This window comes from Subtercola boreus, assembly GCF_006716115.1.
Classification (GTDB): Bacteria; Actinomycetota; Actinomycetes; order Actinomycetales; family Microbacteriaceae; genus Subtercola; species Subtercola boreus.
Genome location: NZ_VFOO01000001.1, coordinates 3,019,888 through 3,036,330 on the forward strand (window position 1 = coordinate 3,019,888; position 16,443 = coordinate 3,036,330).

Annotated in this window: 12 protein-coding genes; 3 read left to right on the plus strand and 9 right to left on the minus strand. The window is 69.5% G+C overall.

All coding sequences use genetic code 11. The annotated features are described in order from the left end of the window. Positions 1-344 precede the first annotated feature (344 nt). From FB464_RS14115 to FB464_RS14135, 5 genes are all read right to left on the minus strand, one after another. Positions 345-1,211 carry a ribokinase gene (locus tag FB464_RS14115; protein ID WP_116413288.1) on the minus strand — a complete coding sequence of 289 codons (867 nt, stop codon included), beginning with the start codon at positions 1,209-1,211 and terminating at the stop codon, positions 345-347. Positions 1,212-1,242: 31 nt separating this feature from the next. Beyond that, entirely contained in the window at positions 1,243-1,488 is a 246-nt protein-coding gene (locus FB464_RS14120; protein ID WP_116413287.1) for a hypothetical protein, read from the minus strand. 92 nt (positions 1,489-1,580) lie between these two features. Continuing rightward, positions 1,581-1,961: a hypothetical protein gene (locus tag FB464_RS14125; RefSeq protein ID WP_142206717.1), complete on the minus strand. Its 381-nt coding sequence runs from the start codon at positions 1,959-1,961 to the stop codon at positions 1,581-1,583. Positions 1,962-2,110: 149 nt separating this feature from the next. Then, on the minus strand, positions 2,111-4,255 hold the full coding sequence (locus FB464_RS14130) for a glycosyltransferase family 39 protein (RefSeq protein WP_116413286.1): 2,145 nt from the start codon (positions 4,253-4,255) through the stop codon (positions 2,111-2,113). Further along, positions 4,255-5,652 carry a bifunctional glycosyltransferase family 2/GtrA family protein gene (locus FB464_RS14135; RefSeq protein WP_116413285.1) on the minus strand — a complete coding sequence of 466 codons (1,398 nt, stop codon included), beginning with the start codon at positions 5,650-5,652 and terminating at the stop codon, positions 4,255-4,257. The genes FB464_RS14130 and FB464_RS14135 overlap by 1 nt, the downstream gene beginning before the upstream one ends. Before the next feature lie 171 nt (positions 5,653-5,823). Here FB464_RS14135 and FB464_RS14140 point away from each other — a divergent pair, with 171 nt between their 5' ends. Together FB464_RS14140 and FB464_RS14145 are read left to right on the plus strand one after the other, a co-directional pair. Beyond that, positions 5,824-6,648 carry a FadR/GntR family transcriptional regulator gene (locus FB464_RS14140; RefSeq protein WP_116413284.1) on the plus strand — a complete coding sequence of 275 codons (825 nt, stop codon included), beginning with the start codon at positions 5,824-5,826 and terminating at the stop codon, positions 6,646-6,648. Next, the gene (locus FB464_RS14145) at positions 6,641-7,909 is read left to right on the plus strand and encodes an alpha-hydroxy acid oxidase (RefSeq protein WP_116413283.1); all 1,269 of its coding nucleotides are present in this window, start codon (positions 6,641-6,643) and stop codon (positions 7,907-7,909) included. The genes FB464_RS14140 and FB464_RS14145 overlap by 8 nt, the downstream gene beginning before the upstream one ends. Positions 7,910-7,918: 9 nt before the next feature. Here the strand turns inward: FB464_RS14145 and FB464_RS14150 are convergent, their stop codons facing one another. The 3 genes from FB464_RS14150 to ddaH form a co-directional block, all read right to left on the minus strand. After that, entirely contained in the window at positions 7,919-9,397 is a 1,479-nt protein-coding gene (locus FB464_RS14150; RefSeq protein WP_484422037.1) for a peptide MFS transporter, read from the minus strand. A gap of 110 nt (positions 9,398-9,507) precedes the next feature. Next, on the minus strand, positions 9,508-10,851 hold the full coding sequence (gene rocD, locus FB464_RS14155) for an ornithine--oxo-acid transaminase (RefSeq protein WP_116413281.1): 1,344 nt from the start codon (positions 10,849-10,851) through the stop codon (positions 9,508-9,510). Continuing rightward, the gene (gene ddaH / locus FB464_RS14160) at positions 10,848-11,741 is read right to left on the minus strand and encodes a dimethylargininase (RefSeq protein WP_116413280.1); all 894 of its coding nucleotides are present in this window, start codon (positions 11,739-11,741) and stop codon (positions 10,848-10,850) included. The genes rocD and ddaH overlap by 4 nt, the downstream gene beginning before the upstream one ends. Positions 11,742-11,897: 156 nt before the next feature. On the opposite strand from ddaH, the gene FB464_RS14165 reads away from it, so the two are divergent. Continuing rightward, positions 11,898-12,326 (plus strand): Lrp/AsnC family transcriptional regulator, encoded by a 429-nt coding sequence (locus FB464_RS14165; protein WP_116281334.1) that lies wholly within the window; start codon positions 11,898-11,900, stop codon positions 12,324-12,326. Positions 12,327-12,422: 96 nt separating this feature from the next. Here the strand turns inward: FB464_RS14165 and FB464_RS14170 are convergent, their stop codons facing one another. After that, on the minus strand, positions 12,423-16,403 hold the full coding sequence (locus FB464_RS14170) for an aldehyde dehydrogenase family protein (RefSeq protein WP_116413279.1): 3,981 nt from the start codon (positions 16,401-16,403) through the stop codon (positions 12,423-12,425). Positions 16,404-16,443: the final 40 nt, after the last annotated feature.

Sequence of the window (16,443 nt, forward strand, 5' to 3'; positions counted from 1 at the left end):
GTGCCACCTACACCCGGCGACGCTGGCTCGCGCCCGCGCATCCGTCTGCGCGCACCCGCTCGCGCACGCGCCACCTCCACCCCGCGATCCCGGGGCCGATGCTGCTGGGGCGCACCGAAAGCCACGCGAAAGGACGCTAACTGCTCCACAGAACCGTGAGAGGAGCAGTTAGCGTCCTTTCGACGCTACGATCCGGCAGGTGCCAGGCCGTCCGGCGTACGGTGGGGGGCAGTGCGGTGGGGTGCGGGCAGTGCAGTGGGGTGCGGTGAGGGGCAGTGCAGCGGGGTGGCGTGCGGCGGGGCGGAGCGGCGGCGTCAGGCGGGCTGGCGTGCAGCGCGGCGGCGTCAGGCGGGCTGGGCCCCGAGCCAGGCGACGGAGCGGGCCGCCGCGGCGCTGGCCGCCGACATCGCGGCCGCGCGATCGTCGCCGGCAGCGAGCCTCGCCGCGAGCGTGCCGCAGTAGGTGTCGCCCGCTCCCGTCGTGTCGGCGACGTCGGCGACACGGGTCGAAGCGACCTCGACGTCGCCCCAGCGAGATCCCTCTGAGCCGAGCGTCACGAGCAGGGAGCCGGGTTCGGCACCGGATGCCCGGAGCTCCTCCGCCTCGTGCTCGTTGACGATCACGGGGTCGGCGAGCGCCAGCACCTCGGGCGCGAGCACGGCGAACGGGGCGAGGTTCAGCACGACACGCGCGCCGGCCGCCGAGGCGATCCGCACCGCCTCGGAGATGACGTCGACGTGCAGTTCGAGGGAGACCAGGAGAACATCGCTCTCTGTGATGCCCGACGGTTCGGAGTCGTACACGGTGTCCGTAGTCTCGAGGCCCCCCGTGCCGCGCAGCACCTCGAGGTCAGCGACTGTGACCCGAGCGTTCGCTCCGGGCGAGACGATGATCGTGTTCTCGCCGCTGGCCGCCACCGCGATCATCGCGTGGCCGGTGGTCACGCTGCGGGTGATCCGCAGCGGGCGCACGTCGATGGATCGCGAAGCCAGTCGCGTGCGGTACTCGGCACCCTTCGGATCGTCGCCGACCCGACCGACGAAGACGACGTCGGCTCCGGCCTCCGCCGCCGCAACGGCCTGGTTCGCTCCCTTGCCGCCCCAGAACGTGGTGACGTCCCCGCCCATCAGGGTCTCCCCGGGTGAGGGGTGGCGTTCCACGCGCACCACAGAATCGACATTCAACGAACCGACAACGAACACGCGACCCACGGGCGACACCCTTCACTTCGAAGCCGCCAGCCTATCCGGAGCGGGCTGGGAGCTGCAGGGTGACCTTGCCCTCGGGGAAGGGATCGCCCGCGAGCGGCGCTGGTGCGGGCATCTCCGTCTGGGCGACCCAGATGAGGTCGGCCTGGTGTGCCCCGGGGTGGAAGATCTCGTCGGCGATGCCGATCATCCCGGCAGTCGGGGTGCGCTTGCGTTGTTCCCGCTCCGAGCGCACCATTAACGGAATTCCCACGAGCGCGACCGCGATGGCAACGACCATCGCCACGCAATCGTGTGGTTGCACTAACGAACGCCAGGGGCGCCTCGCTCATCTTGACGAGAGGCACCCCTGGCATCAGTCGGCGCAGGTTGTCAGTTGGCGCAAACGATCTGGGTCTGCGAGGAGGTGAGTGCGCAACCACCACCCTTTGCTGAGTTGAAGTAGTCCACCGCTCCCTGGGTGACCGGAGTTCCCGCGCTCGTCGGGCTGTAGAAATACACACCGTAGGCCATGCCGTCGAACATCCAACCAGAAACGGGAACGCTTCCGGGGCTGCCAGCGGTGTAGCTGCCACCCCCTCCGGGAGTTCCGAGGCTTCCCACATAACCACCACCGCTGCTTTCGATGTCCGCCTGCGTTGGGGGGTCAGTCATTTCGGCGTGAGCCGCCTCGGCAGCGCCCGCCGAGAAGAGGAGGGCCAAGCCCACGGTTGCCGTGACGGCGGTCTTCCGAAGAAACCGAGTTGTGTTCATGCTGTTTCCTTTGCGAGTCTGGACAGAAGCCTTTTCTTCTGTCCCACTAAGAAGATGGAGCGAAGGCCGGTCTCTTACGTCGATTCAGGAAATGCCAGCGAATATTCAGGTCTGTAGGCAGATATGCAGCCATCTGCCACGGGGTAGGTCTAATTTGTGGCAGCCTCGCTGGTCAGGTCGTAGAGGGTGGTGCCGTCGACGGTGGTGGCCGTGAAGGTCGAGGCGACCCAGCTGGCGATTTCGGACGAGGCCGAGCTGCCGCCGTTGGACGCACCGATCGATCCCGCCGAGATGAAGTAGTGGATCTTGCCCGAGGCCACGTAGGCCTTGAACTCGTCGAGGGTGGGAGACGGGTCGCTGCCGTTGAAACCGCCGAGCGGCATGATGGCCGCCTGGCTGGCGAGCTGGTAGCTCGCGGCGTTCTGGGAGCCGACGGCGGCCGCCGCCCAGGTGTAGCTCGACGCGTCCGCGGAGAGGAGTGCACTCACCTGGCTGCTGACGGTGGCTCCGCCGAGAAGCCCGCCACCACCGGCGCCGGCGCGCGTGCCCGTGCCGCCCCTGGTCGTACCGGTTCCCGTGGTGCCGGTCGCGCCGGGAGCTGTGCCAGTTCCCGCACCGGGAGCCGTGCCGGCTCCACCACCGGTGGTCGTTCCGCCGGGCGGCGTGCCGCCGGCCTGACCGCCCGTGGTCGTGCCACCGGGCCGCGCGCCTCCGGCGAAACCGCCGGCCCCGCCGAAGCCACCGCCCCGGCCGAAGCCGGTGGATGAGGCGACCGTCGGGCCGGCCGTCACAATGGAGCCGGTGTGCGCGGTCGTGAGGGTCTGGATCGTGTACGCCGTCGGGGCGAGCAACGAGGCGGTGAGCGCCACCGCGAGGGTCGCCACACGGAGGGTGCGACGCTTCCAGCGCACCACGAGCATCCCGGCACCCACGATCGCGAGCGCAAGCACCACGAACTTCAGCCAGGGCAGCCAGTCGACGGCCCGGGTGAGGAGCGCGTAGGCCCATACTCCGGTGCCGAGAACGATGACGGCGGCGACGATCCGGGCCCAGAGGTACCGGCGCGTGTTCCAGAGCAGGATGGCCCCGGCGCCGACGGTTCCGGCTATGGCCGGGGCGAGCGCGACGGTGTAGTACGCGTGGAAGATGCCGGCCATGAAGCTGAACACGAGACCGGTGATGACGAGCCAACCGCCGAACATGATGAGGATGGCGCGGCGGGCGTCCACCCGCTTCTGGCGTCGCAGCAGCACGAACCCGACGACGAGCAGAACGAGCGCGGCCGGGATCAGCCAGGCGATCTGCCCGCCGAACTCACCGTCGAGGAGTCTGGTGATGCCGGTCGCACCCCACTGCCCACCCGTCGCGGCCGCACCGCCAACACCACCGGTGACGCTGCCGGTCTCCGCGCCGGTGAGACGACCGAATCCGTTGTAGCCGAAGGTCAGCTCGAGGAAGTCGTTGTTCTGGGACCCGCCGATGTAGGGCCGCATCGACGCCGGCACGAGTTCGACGAGAGCGACCCACCAGCCGGCGGAGACGATCACGGCCGCCAGGGCTGCGAGCAGATGCAGCAGTCGCTTTCCGAATTTCACCGGACCCGCCCAGCCGTACGCCAGCGCGAGCGGGGGCAGGATGACGAAGGCCTGGAGCTGCTTCGTGAGGAACCCGAAGCCGATCATGGCCCCGGCCAGGAGCAGCCAGCGCACACGGCCGCTCTCGATGGCGCGAAGGGTGAAGTAGACCGACGCGGTCATGAGGAGGACGAGCAGTGCGTCGGGGTTGTTGAAGCGGAACATGAGCGCGGCCACGGGGGTCGCGGCGAGCACACCCCCGGCCAGCAGGGCCGCTCCCGCGGAGAAGTGGCGGCGCACGATCACGTAGACGAGCGCGACGGTGACGAGCCCCATGATGACTTCGGGCATGAGGATACTGAAGGAACTCAGGCCGAAGACGCGCACAGAAAGGGCCATCACCCAGAGCGAGGCCGGTGGCTTGTCGACGGTGATCGAGTTGCCCGCATCGGACGAGCCGAAGAGGAAGGCCTCCCAGTTGGTGGATCCGGCCTGCACGGCTGCCGAGTAGAACTCGTTGGCGTAGCCGCTCGCGGTGAGGTTGTAGAAGTAGGCGATCGCCGTGACGAGGAGGAGCCCGAGGAAGGCGGGGCGCTCCCAGGCTGCATGGGTCGCACGGCCACGGATGACGGAGTGGCCGAGCGACCGGATGCGGCCGCCGAGCGCGGATGCTCCCGGCGCGGTGGGCGCGGAGGGCGCGGGAAGAGTGCTGCTGGTCATCAGGCGGCGCTCGCTTTCTGTGAAGAGGAAGAAGAGGAAGAAGAGGAAGAGGAGGAAGACGGGGAAACGGAGGATGCGGAAACGGAGGAAGGGGAAACAGAGGATGCGGACGATTCGGGCGTGGCCCCATCCTGCGCGAGCGCGACCGGTGGCCGAGCGCCCGCCCCAGAATCTGTGGACAACGACGCGGAATCCGCCGCTGGGGAGGAGGAGGTCTTCGGCGCCCGGAACACCCAGCGACGGAGCAGAACGAACCGCACGGCCGTGGCCACCAGGTTCGCTGCGGTCAGCGTGACCAGCTCGACGGCGGTGGGAGCATCCGGAGCAAGCAGGTTCAGAGCCACGAGCGAACCCGACGTGATGCCCCACGCGATCGCAAAGACGATCAGGCCCTGGAACTGGTGGGTGGCAGCCTTCTCGGGCCCGCGAATGCCGAACGTGAACCGGCGGTTCGCCCACGTGTTCGCAATTGTCGTGAGCAGCAACGCCGTGAAGTTGGCCCCCTGGGCCCCGAGCACACCCTGGAACAGCAGGTAGAGCAGGGCGTACGCCAGCGTCGACGCCACCCCGACGACGCCGAACCGGACCACCTGGCCGAGGAACGACGGGCGCGCCACAGCGCCGATCGGCGACCGTCCGAGCTCGGCATACACCGACTGCACGGGAATGACGCCGCGCATCAGGTCGCGCCCCACCCGCACCACACCGCGAAGGTCTTCCATCGCGGTCGGAACGATGTCCACCCGGGAGTCGAGGTCGTCGATCCAGTCCACCGGCACCTCGTGGATGCGGAGCCCACTCCGCTGCGCGATCACCAGCAGTTCGGTATCGAAGAACCACGCGTCATCCTGCACGAGCGGAAGGAGTTTCGCCGCGACATCCGACCGGATGGCTTTGAAACCACACTGCGCGTCGGAGAAGCTCACCCCGAGCATCCCGTGCAGCAGCACGTTGTAGCTGCGGGAGATGAACTCGCGCTTTCCGCCACGCACCACGCGCGACGAGCGCGAGAGCCTCGTTCCGATTGCCAGGTCGGAATGCCCCGACAGAAGCGGAGCGATCAACGGGGGCAGCGCAGACAGGTCGGTCGAGAGGTCGACATCCACATACGCAAGCACCTGCGCCGTCGATGTACCCCAGGCGAGCTTCAGCGCATGACCGCGACCCTTCCGCGCGGTGTGGATGACGCGCACATTCGGATACCGGTCGGCCAGCGAATCGGCGATGGCCGGCGTCTCGTCGACGCTCGCGTTGTCGGCGATCGTGATCTGCCACGGAACCCGCACGGCATCGGTCAGATAGTCGGCGAGCCGCCGGATGCTGGGCTCGAGCGCCGCCTGCTCGTTGTACACGGGCACCACGACATCCAGAGCGAGGGAAGTGTCTTGCGAGGTCATGCAGACACTCTGCGCCCGCAGTCTCCCGGTGCCCCATGGTTGAGCTATGAGAAGGCTATGACCTTCAGGCGGTGGATTCCGCTGGTTTTCGGGGGCAGATGCGGGTAGGGTGTGGTCAGACCACATGGTCTGACCACACCACCTGTACGCCCTCACAGTCGAAGGTTCTGGATGATCGGCGAAACCACCGCCCCCGCGAGCACCCGCGCGTGGCAGGACGTGCTCACCCACATCGAGAACGACCTGCTCTCGGGCGCACTCGCCCCCGGCGACCACCTCCCCTCGGAGCGCACACTGGCTGTCGAGCTCGGCGTCGGCCGGTCATCCGTTCGCGAGGCACTGCGGGTACTGGAGGTGCTCGGGCTGCTCCGCACGCAGACCGGATCGGGTCCCGGGTCGGGGGCGATCATCATCGCGCGGCCGGGCGGCGGAATGTCGTCGCTGATCCGACTGCAGGTTGCGGCTCAGGGATTCCGGGTCGACGATGTCGTGTCGACCCGGCTCATCCTCGAGACCGCCGTGGCCGGGCAGCTGGCCGGCCAACTCGCCGGACAGCTGGCAGCGCAGTCAGCCGGGCGACCTGCCCAACAATCCGCCAGCGCCGCCCCAGACCTCTCACCCGCGGTCGAGATCCTCGACGCCATGGAGGCGACCGGCGACGCCGAGCCGACCCCCGAAGAGTTCCTGGCCCTCGACGCACAGTTCCACTTCTCCCTCGCCGAGATCGCGGGAAACGAGGTCATCGCGGCCATGATGACCGGCCTCCGCAACTCGATCGAGAGCTACGCGCTCGCGGGCGTGCCGAACCTGCCATCGTGGCGCGAAACCTCCGACCGTCTCAGACAGGAGCACCGCGCGATCGTTGCGGCGATCCGATCCGGTGACCCGGCCGCGGCGCGCCAGACCGTCGACGATCACATCACCCAGTACTACGCGGAGGCCGGTTTCGGCACCCCCGCGACATCCACCCTCCCGAAAGGACCACACCATGGTTGAACGACGCCTGCCCAAGATCCGCGACCTCGCACCTCTCATGCAGTTCAAGGCTCCCGACCTGAACGCGAAGAGGCGTCGGCTCGAGTCAGCCCTGACCATCGCCGACCTGCAGAAGATCGCCCGGCGGCGCACACCGAAGGCCGCCTTCGACTACACCGAAGGGGCCGCCGAGGGCGAGATCAGCCTGGCCCGGGCGCGCCAGGCCTTCGAGGACATCCAGTTCAACCCGGCGATCCTCCGCGACGTCTCCGCCGTGAAGACGGGATGGGATGTTCTCGGGGCCCCGGTCTCGCTGCCGTTCGGCATCGCGCCCACCGGCTTCACCCGCATGATGCAGACCGAGGGCGAGATCGCCGGCGCCGGCGCTGCAGCTGCGGCGGGCATCCCGTTCTCCCTGTCGACGATGGGTACGACGGCCATCGAAGACGTGAAGGCGACCAACCCGAACGGCCGCAACTGGTTCCAGCTGTACATGTGGAAGGATCGGGACCGCTCGATGGCCCTCGTCGACCGGGCAGCGGCCGCCGGCTTCGACACCCTCCTCGTGACGGTCGACGTGCCCGTCGCTGGCGCGCGGCTCCGGGACAAGCGGAACGGCTTCTCGATCCCGCCGCAGCTCACACTCGGCACCGTCGTGAACGCGCTGCCCCGGCCGGAGTGGTGGATCAACTTCCTCACCACCGAGCCGCTCGCGTTCGCATCCCTCGACCGTTGGTCAGGCACCGTCGGCGAACTGCTCGACTCGATGTTCGACCCGACCGTGACCTTCGAAGACCTCGCCTGGATCAAGGCGCAGTGGCCGGGCAAGATCGTCGTCAAGGGGGTGCAGAACCTTGCGGATGCCCGTCAACTCGCCGATCTGGGCGTCGACGGCATCGTGCTCTCGAACCATGGTGGGCGCCAGCTCGACCGCGCTCCGATCCCGTTCCACCTGCTGCCGGAAGTCGTCCGCGAGGTGGGATCCGAGTACGAGGTGCACCTCGACACGGGCATCATGTCCGGGGCGGACATCGTCGCGGCCGTGGCGCTCGGCGCCCGCTTCACGCTGGTCGGCCGCGCCTACCTCTACGGCCTGATGGCCGGCGGGCGCGAGGGAGTGGATCGCATGATCCAGATCCTGAGCGGAGAGATCACCCGCACGATGCGCCTGCTCGGCGTGAACTCGCTCGAAGAGCTCGAGCCGGGCCACGTGACGCAGCTCGAGCGCCTCATCCCGCGCGCGCGCGCCGAAGCCGCGGAGCGGGAGCCGAGCGCCCTGTAGACGAAGCGCTCAGCGCACGCCGGCCATCAGGCGGCGCACGAGGGGCGTCGAGAACGCGAGCAGCAGGCCGATCACGATGGCGATGCCGCCGAGAACGCCGAAGTAGGGGGCCTGGTTGGCGGGGTTGTAGAGCGCCGCCAACTGGCCCGAGATGGCCGTGCCCAAGGCGATCGAAAGGAAGAACAGCGCCACCATCTGCGTGCGATAGATCGCGGGGGCGAGTTTGGTGGAGATCGACAGGCCCACCGGCGAGATCAGAAGCTCCGCGATCGTGAACACGAAGAGGATGCCCACCAGCGCCAGCAGCGGAGTCGAGTTCGCCCCGCCCCCCGCGAACGGCAGGAAGAGCAGGAACGCGACCCCCATCACGATGGTCCCGCCAGCGAACTTCAGCGGCGTGGCGGGCTGGCGCGATCCGAGTTTCGTCCAGATCGCAGCGAAGACACCCGACAGGATGATGATGAAGATCGGGTTGATCGACTGCACCCACGACACCGGCATCTGCCAGCCGAAGAGGTCGCGGTTCAGCTGGCTGTCGGCGTAGAGCGTCACCACGGTGAACTGCTGCTGGTAGAGAGACCAGAAGGCGACGCTGGCGATGAACAGCGGAATGAAGGCGAAGACCCGGCTGCGTTCCGTCTTCGTGATGAGCTTGCTGCGAAGGATCACCGCGAAGTACGCGATCGCCGCGATGAGCGTCAGCCCGATGACGACCGTGACGAGGTTCCCGACGTTCAGGATGCCCGTGGCGACGGCGATCGCAACGATAACGACGGCGACCACCGCGACCACGACCGCACGTGTGCGGTGACTGGCCGGCAGCGGGTTCGGCACGATGCTCGCGGCCTTCGGCAGGTGCCGGCGGCCCACGCTGTACTGGATGAGTCCGGCCGCCATCCCGATCGCGGCGAGGCCGAAGCCGTAGTGGAAGCCGAGAGTGGTCTGCGCCAGTCCGGTCAGGAGCGGGCCGACGAAGGCACCGAGGTTGATCCCCAGGTAGAACAGCGAGAATCCGGCGTCGCGCCGCGGATCATCCGCTGAGTAGAGCGTGCCGACGATCGACGTGGCGTTGGCCTTCAGGCCACCACTGCCGATCGCGATGGTCACCAGGCCGACGGCCACGCCGAGCCCGCCCGGGAGGAGCGCCAGGGCGATGTGGCCGAACATGATGAGGATGGCGCTGAAGAACAGCACCCGTTCGGAACCAAGAATCCGGTCGGCGAGCCACGCGCCGAGGATCGTCGAGAGGTAGACCGCCCCGCCGTAGGCACCGACGATGCCGGCCGCAGTGTCCTTCGGGATGCCGAGGCCGCCCTGGTCGGCCGGGTAGAACAGGTACAGCAGCAGGATGCCCTGCATGCCGTAGAACGAGAACCGCTCCCACATCTCCACACCGAAGATGTGGGCGAGCTGTCTCGGCTGGCCGAAGAACGTCTTCGTGCCGCGGTTGGCGTCATCGAGTTCGGTGGTGGTTCCTGCGCTGGTCACAGTCGTATCTTGGCACGCAGATGCACCCCGCACCATGGATCTGGATCGACGTTCGCCCGGACGGGGGGTGACGAGGGAACTAGGGCATTCGCCACGGAAGTCGGGCGGGGCTACGCCCCGCCGAGCTCCTCCAGCACCGCGGCGAGCTGGTCGACCGCCCAGTCGAGGTCGGCCTCCGAGACCACGAGAGGCGGCGCGAGGCGGATGGTCGAACCGTGGGTGTCCTTTGCGAGCACGCCGCGCTCCATCAGTCGCTCGCAGACCTCGCGGCCGGCGGCGAGCGCGGGGTCGATGTCGATCCCGGCCCAGAGACCGGCGGTGCGCACGGCGAGAACTCCGTGGCCGAGGAGCGCCTCGAGGCGCGCCGCGAGAAGGGCGCCCCGGGCATCCGCGAGCCGCTGGTACTCGCCGGTGGCGAGCATGGCGACGACAGCGCTGCCGACCGCGGCGGCGAGCGGATTGCCGCCGAACGTCGAGCCGTGTTCGCCGGGGCGGAGCACCCCGAGGATGTCGGCGTTGCCGACCACAGCGGAGACGGGAACGATTCCGCCGCCGAGCGCCTTGCCGAGCAGGTAGAGGTCGGGCACGACGCCGACGCGGTCGCACGCGAAAGTCGTTCCGGTGCGGCCGAGGCCGGACTGGATCTCATCCGCGATCATCAACACGTTGTGGGCGGTGCAGATGTCACGCACGGCGGGCAGATACGACGCAGGCGGCACGATGATGCCGGCCTCGCCCTGGATCGGCTCCAGCAGAACGGCGACCGTGTTCTCGTCGATTGCCGCCTCGAGCGCCGCGGCATCGCCGTACGACACCGAGCGGAAACCGGGCGTGAAGGGGCCGAAGCCGTCACGTGCGGAGGCGTCGTCGGAGAAGCTCACGATCGAGATCGTGCGCCCGTGGAAGTTGCCGTCGGCGACGACGATGTTCGCCCGCCCGTCGGCGACACCTTTCACGCGGTAGCCCCAGGCGCGGGCGACCTTGATTCCGGACTCCACCGCCTCGGCACCGGTGTTCATCGGCAACACCATGTCCTTGCCGGTGAGGGCGGCCAGCGCCTCGACGAAGGGGCCGAGCTGGTCGTTGTGGAAGGCGCGCGAGGTCAGGGTGATGCGGCCGAGCTGGGCGCGGGCGGCATCCAGCAGCACCGGGTTGGAGTGACCGAAGTTCACGGCCGAGTAGGCGGCGAGGCAGTCGAGGTAACGGCGACCGTCGACGGCTGTGACCCAGGCCCCGTCGCCGGATTCCACCACGATCGGCAGGGGGTGGTAGTTGTGCGCGGCGTGCGCCTCCTCGCGGGCGATGGCCCGGTCGGTCGCGGTGGCGTCCCCGGTGAGGGTGGCGTCCCCGGTCAGGGTGGCGTCCCCGGTGAGGGTGGCGTCCCCGGTCAGGGTGGCGTCCCCGTTCAGGGTGGCGGGCGAAGCGGCTCCGGATGCCGTACCGACCGTGCTCATCGGCGCAGCTCCAGCGTGCAGCACTTGACCCCGCCGCCGCCGAGCAGCAGCTCGGACAGGTCGACGCCGATCGGGTTGTAGCCGCGCTCCCGCAGCTGCGCCTCGAATCCGGTGGCACGCGACGCGATGACCACGTTGTACCCGTCGGAGATCGAGTTCAGCCCGAGCACGGCGGCGTCGGTCTCGCTGACGAGGATCGCGTCGGGGTACCGCCGCTGGAGTTCGGCGCGGCTTGCGGCGTCGAAGGCGCTCGGCAGATAGGCGATGGTCGCGGCATCCGGAGCCTCATCGGCGGACTCGTTCAGCACGGCGATGGCGGTGTCGAGGTGGTAGAAGTTCGGGTTCACGAGGTTCAGGGTGACGACTTCACGGCCGTAGAGCGCTGCGACCTCCTCATGCGAGTTGGATGCACTGCGGAAGCCCGTGCCGGCGAGGATCGTGTCGCCCACGAGCATGAAGTCACCTTCGCCCTCGTTGATGTTCTGCGGTTCGGCGACCGCGAAACCGGCGCCTTCGAACCAGCGCATGAATGCCGGCCCCTCGGCCTGGCGCTCGGCATGCGTGAAGCTGGCCCCGTAGGCCACGTTGTCGATGACGAAACCGCCATTGGCCGTGTAGACCATGTCGGGGAGGCCCTCGATCTGGTCGATGAGTTCGACGGTGTGGCCGAGCGCGATGTAGGTGTCGTACAGCGTCTGCCACTGGGCCACCGCGAGGGCGGTGTCGGTGGGGAGGGCCGGATCCATCCACGGGTTGATCTTGTAGGTCACGGTGAAGAACTCGGGGCGGCACATCAGGTAGGTGTGGGGTTTCGCCTGGCGAACGCGAGGTTCGGAGGGGAAGACCTCTTCGAGAGTGGTGGAAACGGGCAACGAGGTAGACACGGGCATCCTTCGTTCGACGGATGGCGGACGTCGTCCTGAGGCTCCGAGGAGCACGCCAGGCAGCTAGTCTGACACGCTCGTAATGTCAATAGTCGATCATCCAGCGCTGAAAAACTGCGTTGAATGCGGCGCGATGCAACAAAACGTCGTATGCTCGATCGAATGGACAACCTCGATTTTCGCATCATCGACCTCCTGAAGCTCAACGCCCGCACGGGATACGGGGACATCGGGCAGGTGATCGGGCTGTCGGCCTCGGCCGTGAAACGGCGCATCGACAGGCTGATCGCCGACGGGATCATCCGCGGCTTCACCGTTCTGCTCGACACCTCGCTCGACGGGAAGGTGACCGAAGCCTACGTCGAACTCTTCTGTCGGGGAACCGTCGCGCCGGCTGAGCTGAAGCGCATCCTGTCGGGCGTGCCCGAGGTCGTCGACGCTGGCACGGTGACCGGCAGTGCCGACGCCATCGTGCACATGCGATCGCGCGACATCCCGAGCCTGGAGCTGGCACTCGAGAGGGTTCGCATCGCGCCGAACGTCGATCACACGCGGAGTGCGATCGTGCTGTCGAACCTCATCAAACGGTAGGGGCCGAGTCGCGGTCGGGGCTGCGTCGCGGTAGGGGCCGAATCGCGGTCGGGGCCGAATCGCGGTCGGGGCTGCGTCGCGGTGCGACTCGCCCGCTCAGCCGATCCGCACAGCCGCGACGGGGCTGGCTCCGCCGAACCGCCGCGCCGCCACCGTCACCACCTGCGGCGCGAGGAACGGCAGCAGCTCGATGCGGCCCGCCCGTGTGACGTCTCCCGCGTAGACCGTCACGTCGGGCGAACCGCCGAGGGCTTCGGCCAGGGCGCGTGGATCGCCCCCGATCATCCGAATCCGGGACGCACCGTCGCCCACCTTCGCCGCCCGTTCGAGCCACGCCGCGTCGTTCTCGACGAAGACGCGCACCCGCCGCTCCTTCAACAGTGCGCGGAGCGGACGCGGCAACTTCAGTGCTGTGCTGAGGCCGAGGGATGCCCGGGCCCGCGTTCCCGCGGCGAGAACCCGCACGAGGGCATCGAACGGCTCACCCTCGGAGAGCCGCACCACGACGGGAACCGGGCGGTGGCGGAGCACTGTGCGCGTGCCGCCGGAGTCGGGCGCCTCGCCGAGGTCGGGTGCACCGCCGAGGTCGCGCGCCGCGAACACCGCGCCCCACGCCTCCTCGTCATTGAGCGCTGAGCGCCGCACCATGTCGAACTGCCGCCAGTCGAGCCCGGCTGTCGCCGATTCGATGAGCTCCCGCACTTTCGGGTCGAGAGCGCCGAGCGTCAGGTCGGTGCTCTCGGTTCCGGGTTCGGTGGTCCAGGTTCCGAGGCGGAAGAGGGCGCCGGTGCCGGCCGAGCTCTCGTCGCCAGATGCTCCGCTGCCCTGCGCAGCCGGGCCGACGGATGACCGCTTCCAACCGCCGACGGCATGCCGGCCGCTGGCACCTCCCGCCAGGGCGCCGTTCACGAACAGGTTCCCCGCCTCGACGCCGGCGAGCCACGCCTCGACCTCGATCGGATCGAGAGAATGGAGCCCTGCGCTCCACCCGAAGTCGCTGCTGTTCTGCAGCGCGAGCGCCTCGTCGAGCGTTGACGCCTGCATCACTCCGAGCACCGGCCCCGATGGCGCTCCGAGGTGGAACGGCGAGCCGGCCGTCACACCCGACCGCACGCCCGGCGACCACAGGAGTCCCTGATCGCCCGACTGCCTAGGTTCGACGATCCTATGGTCGTCGTCGTCGAGCTTCGTGAGGGCATCCGACACTCGCCCTTCGGCGGGGTGGATGAGCGGACCGACCTCGCTCGCCGCATCCCCCGCCGCCCCGACCTTCAGCGAGGTCACGGCGTCGACGAGCTGGCGCGTGAACCGGCTGGACTTCGCCGCCGACCCCACCAGGATGACCAGGCTCACCGCAGCGCGGCCCTGGCCGGCGCGACCGAAAGCGCTCGCCACGATGTCGGCGACGGCGAGGTCGAAATCCGCGCTCGGGGTCACGACGATGGCATTCCGGCCGACCGTGGAGGCGAGCAGCGGCAGGTCGGGGCGCCACGAGCGGAGGAGTTCCGCCGTCTCGTACGTGCCCGTGAGCACAACGCGATCGACGCGCGGGTCGGTGAGGAGCTGGCGCGTGAGGCCGACAGGGCGGGCGGGCTCGGGGGCGACCGAATGGGCGTCGTCGTGGTCGGTGGCGGCGTCGTCGGTGGTGGCGTCGTCTGCGTCGGCGTCGTCGTCGTCTGCGGCGGCGGCGTCTGCGGCGGCCGGGGCGGGGAGGGCGACGGCCGGGTCCGTCGCGAGGTCGGCCGCGGCATCCGGATGCCCGCCCTCGGCCGCGCGCTCGGCGAGGTCGACCAGCAGCAGCACCTCCCGTGGGATCCCCGCCTCCCAGAGCACCTCGCAGAACACCGCGGATGCTCGGCGAACCTCGGGCGGTGGCGAGAGCACGACGGCCGCGCCCGCCGCGAGCGCGGAGAACACGCCTTCCGCCGCATCGGCGAGAGGCGTGGGTGCCGCCGGACGGACGACGATCAGGGCCGGCGGGACGAAGCGCGCCCCGTCCACCTGTTCGAGTCCGCTGGCGGCCGCCGCGAACCGAACCGCTCCGTCGACTGCCTCGCTGACCTCGGAATCACCCTCGCCGAGGATCGTGCCGACCTCGCTCGCCAACACCTCGACCAGGCGATCGCGGCCCGCTTCGAGCGCGAGGCCCGCGTGCCGGAGTGCTGCGGAACGCGTCTCAGCCGGTGCTGCGCCCCACTGCGCGCCCGCCACGGCGGCTCGCTCGAGGAGAGCGTCGAGCGTCGCCGGTGCGAAGATCCGGGCGGCGGCTATCGTCTCGCTGCCGAGCCGCGAGCCCTCGACACGCGCCAGGATCTCGCGGGCGCGATCGCGGTCAGCCGGCACCGCCGGGTCGAGCCCGCGCCGAGGAGCACGAGTCGAGGTGGCGTCGGATGCTGCGTCGGGCGCGACAGCAGCCAGCCCGTCGGCCCCAGCCAGCCCGTCGACAGCAGCCAGCCCGTCGGCCCCAGCCAGCCCGTCGTGCGCTGCCGACCCCGCAGCGCCATCCAGACCGCCACCTGCGTCGGGCCTGCCCGATTCGCCGAGCGAAGCGAGGAACCGGTCCCGCTCCCGCACGAACACCGGCTGGTCCGTGGCCGGGTCGAAGCCCTCCGCGAGGAGGTTCTCGTCCCGGGCGTCCTCACCGAGGCGCTTCACAAGATCGGCCGCGACGACCGGGAAGTCCCGGGGAGCCACGATCGGCGCAGTGATCACGAGCCCGCCGACCTCCCGGCGCACGGCAGCGGCCACGCCGGGCGACACCCCGAGCTGCAGTTCGACGGCCAGGCGATCGGAGACCCCCCGCTGTGCGGCCAGAAGCCACGCGTATGCCGCATCGAACAGGTTCTGGCCCGCCACGACCACGCGCACGGACTCGGTGCGCTCCGGGGTCAGCGCGGCATCCACCAGCCCGAGGAGTCCGGGCCCCGCCACAATTCGCACCGTGAGCGGAGCTCCGCCGGCGTCGACGCGCACCCGCGCCCACTCCATCAGTCGTTCCAGCGCGGCAGGCGCTTCGGGTGAGCCCGCTGGCAGCGTGATGCCGGCCTCCAGCGACAGCAACTGCGGTCGGGAGAGGATGCTCTGCAGCACGGCGATCGTCAGGTCGAGGTCTGTGGGCCTGCGCACATCGAGCGTGATCATCTTCGGCGCTGAGCCCGCCCCACCGCCGGCCAGCGCCAGCTCGTAGACCGGCAGGAGCGCTTCGGCGACACGCTCGACCGCCTCTTCGAAGGCCCAGGGCGAGGGGGAGGCCGCGACATCCGGAACCGCGAACATGACGCGGTCGACGTTGCCGCGCACCAGCAGCTCGCGGATGCCGTCCCGGCGGCTCGCCGCCCCCGCCCCGCCGAGCACGGGTTCGCCCAGCTGGGTCAGGTTCAGGCGGGAGCCGTCAGCGGTGAGACGTGCGATCGTCTCGGCCAGCCGCGACGGGGTCGCGTCGGCGACGAGGTGCCCGACCATCCGGCGCAGCACCCGTTTCGACGTCGGCACGACGGCCCAGGGCAGCGCCTCTCCGACGGTGCTTCCGACCCGGATGGCCGACCGCAGTCGCGCGGGGAACAACTCGGGTGTGAGCGCGCTGAGCCGCTCGAGGTTCCTCGCGGCGACCGCGTTGTCTTCGGGGCGCACGACGCCGTCGACGAACGCGGTCACGAAGGCAAGCCCGGCGGGTTCGCGCACGACGTGCAGAAGGCGCGTCGCCGCAGAATCGGGGCCGGAACCCGTCTCGCCCGCGGCCCCGCGTGCGGGCGCGTCGCCTGGAGTGTCACCGGGGGTGCTGCTCTCGTTCAGCCAGCGACGCACCAGTGCGACGGCACCGGCACCGAGGCCGTCAGCACTGGGGTCACCGGCACCAAGGTCACCGGCACCGGGGTCATCGGCCCCGAGGTCATTGACGCCGTCACGATCGTCGTCGGCGGCGAGGCCATCAGCTTCGAGGTCATCAGCCTTGAAGCCATCAGCACCGGGGTCATCAGAACCGAGGCCATCCCGCCCGGCGGACCGGTCGCCCCGGGGGTCGCCGCCGACTCCCTCGTCCGTCTCGGCCGCGCGTTCCTCGGACTTCTGGTCGACCATGTTCCGACCCTAACGCGGCGCGACAGGCGCGCACCGGGGG

Excerpts from the sequence above, each read along its gene's own strand:
- rocD (WP_116413281.1), bottom strand. The coding sequence starts at position 10,851 with ATGAGCACGGTCGGTACGGCATCCGGAGCCGCTTCGCCCGCCACCCTG.
- FB464_RS14170 (WP_116413279.1), bottom strand. The coding sequence starts at position 16,403 with ATGGTCGACCAGAAGTCCGAGGAACGCGCGGCCGAGACGGACGAGGGA.
- FB464_RS14125 (WP_142206717.1), bottom strand. The coding sequence starts at position 1,961 with ATGAACACAACTCGGTTTCTTCGGAAGACCGCCGTCACGGCAACCGTG.
- FB464_RS14135 (WP_116413285.1), bottom strand. The coding sequence starts at position 5,652 with ATGACCTCGCAAGACACTTCCCTCGCTCTGGATGTCGTGGTGCCCGTG.
- FB464_RS14140 (WP_116413284.1), top strand. The coding sequence starts at position 5,824 with ATGATCGGCGAAACCACCGCCCCCGCGAGCACCCGCGCGTGGCAGGAC.
- FB464_RS14120 (WP_116413287.1), bottom strand. The coding sequence starts at position 1,488 with ATGGTCGTTGCCATCGCGGTCGCGCTCGTGGGAATTCCGTTAATGGTG.
- FB464_RS14130 (WP_116413286.1), bottom strand. The coding sequence starts at position 4,255 with ATGACCAGCAGCACTCTTCCCGCGCCCTCCGCGCCCACCGCGCCGGGA.
- FB464_RS14165 (WP_116281334.1), top strand. The coding sequence starts at position 11,898 with ATGGACAACCTCGATTTTCGCATCATCGACCTCCTGAAGCTCAACGCC.
- ddaH (WP_116413280.1), bottom strand. The coding sequence starts at position 11,741 with ATGCCCGTGTCTACCTCGTTGCCCGTTTCCACCACTCTCGAAGAGGTC.
- FB464_RS14145 (WP_116413283.1), top strand. The coding sequence starts at position 6,641 with ATGGTTGAACGACGCCTGCCCAAGATCCGCGACCTCGCACCTCTCATG.